Here is a 1,803-nt window from a genome sequence, read left to right on the forward strand (position 1 = left end):
CCTGTTCTAGGCGTACTGTTCACAAGTACCGTCAGCTCGTCATGCGAAGGTCCAGCAAGCACCTGCCAACCTGCTGTTTCCGTCGACCCGTTCCATGATGCATAAACGTCCGCACATTTTCCGTTTATGATAACAGCAGCGTCAGGAGGATACAGCGGCAAGCCGGTCCACTCATTCTTAAACGCCCTGTAAGACAGATTTTCGCCAGGAAACCGCATGTCATAAATAAAGTTCAATGTTGGATCATACATCGTGTTTCCTGCATTTCTATACTCTGAAAGATAAGGCTCCTGCCCCCAGCCGATGAACTGATTCCCATTCGGCAGCTCTTGGACGTTACCTTGACTCGGAACAAACAGCGGCGGGTCATGATAGTAGGTGCGGTCTACTTCAGCAGTCATTCGCTTGAAGTTCAGCTGCAATATCAGACCGCGTGCCTGCCCCTCTGGAGGTGAATCGGGAGAGGCACAGCATGCATTATCAAACAGGCTTATTCTATTTAGCCCTCGGTATCGGGCAATATGCTGCCATGAGAAATCAGCGCTCGGGCCAAGAGTAAAATCACTTTGTTTTCCGCCAAGCTGCCAAAGAATCCTTCCCGTTTCTTTGTCGATATTATATATCGCCCACATATTGCGCATGTTGATCAGCAGCGTGTTATTTGGTCCCTCTTCAACAGAATTCACGTGATAGCAGTCCCAAATATTATTTGACTCTTTCGCTGAAGAAGCTGGAAGCATCGAATCTGCTGGATTAACATGATCAAGTACATTCCAAAAGAATATCAGCTTACCTGTTACAAGGTCGATCTCTTGTATGGAATAATTATTGATATATCCGTTTTTAAGTCCACCATATGAACGGAGATCTGCCGGAACTTTTTTAACGGCAATAAATAAAGCCGTATTCCGGCTAGTAATAGTAAATTCATGCAAATCTGACGTGTATCCTTTCTGAGCAGCAACTGTTTTAATCGTTTTATAATTCTGATCGAGGATTAGAAAAAAGGCACCCGGCTCTGGATCTCCATAAGGAAGATTAGGATTCTCCGATTGTGTTCCGGATATCGTCCCCTGCCACATCGTCAGAACAGGCTTTCCCCTATACATCTGCGTTCTAAAATCCGTATTTTGAATGTATCTGCTTGGCAGCGGTCTAAACCAGACAGGATTGCCTTTCTGGTCCATGATCAGTGCACCTGTCTGCCCGATCATTTCTGCACTAAAAAACGTATAAGCCGCGACGAAAATCAAGCCAGGTGCTGTTCCTGGTTTATCTACATTAATCGTCACCTTCATAGGATGCAAGTCAGGAGCCGATACGAAGCTCCAAGCATCACGATTTTCAGGATTTTGAGACGAACTTCCTCGTGGTTTGTTGAACATATTATCCTCAACTCCTACACATCAAATAAAATGAAGCCTTCTGAAAATATATGAAATTGTTAGATATATAGTATGAGAATAATTAATACCGATTCGTTAAACTATCTGTTCCATTAGCAATCAGCACATTTAAAAAATCTCATCATAGTCATTACCTGCATCGAATCATGCTTCCTCACCATAAAAAAGACCTGAGCAGCTAATGCCCAGGTCGTTCAAATTAAACTAGTTATCCAATTTTTTGCATGATCTGGTAATCCTCAGAGATGCCGAGAACTTCATCATCAGTCATGTAGTACCTGTGGCAGCTGAGCAGTGTTTCCCGCAAATGTACTGGGACGCGTGATTTATCATACGCACAGACCGTAGTCAGACCAAAATCAATAACAGTTTGGTCAACTTCCTTTTCGTACTCTCC

At 43.7% G+C, this 1,803-nt stretch carries 1 protein-coding gene and 1 pseudogene; both read right to left on the reverse strand.

Features of this window, described 5'->3' with window-relative positions:
• Positions 1–1,385: arylsulfotransferase family protein (locus CGZ90_RS19990; RefSeq protein ID WP_094254233.1), on the reverse strand; the 1,385-nt coding region annotated here is incomplete at its 3' end.
• Positions 1,386–1,614: 229 nt separating this feature from the next.
• Positions 1,615–1,803: pseudogene (locus CGZ90_RS20925) on the reverse strand (MEDS domain-containing protein); the annotation flags it as partial.

It is taken from the genome of Fictibacillus aquaticus (genome assembly GCF_002245695.1).
In the GTDB taxonomy this organism is placed as follows: domain Bacteria; phylum Bacillota; class Bacilli; order Bacillales; family Fictibacillaceae; genus Fictibacillus; species Fictibacillus aquaticus.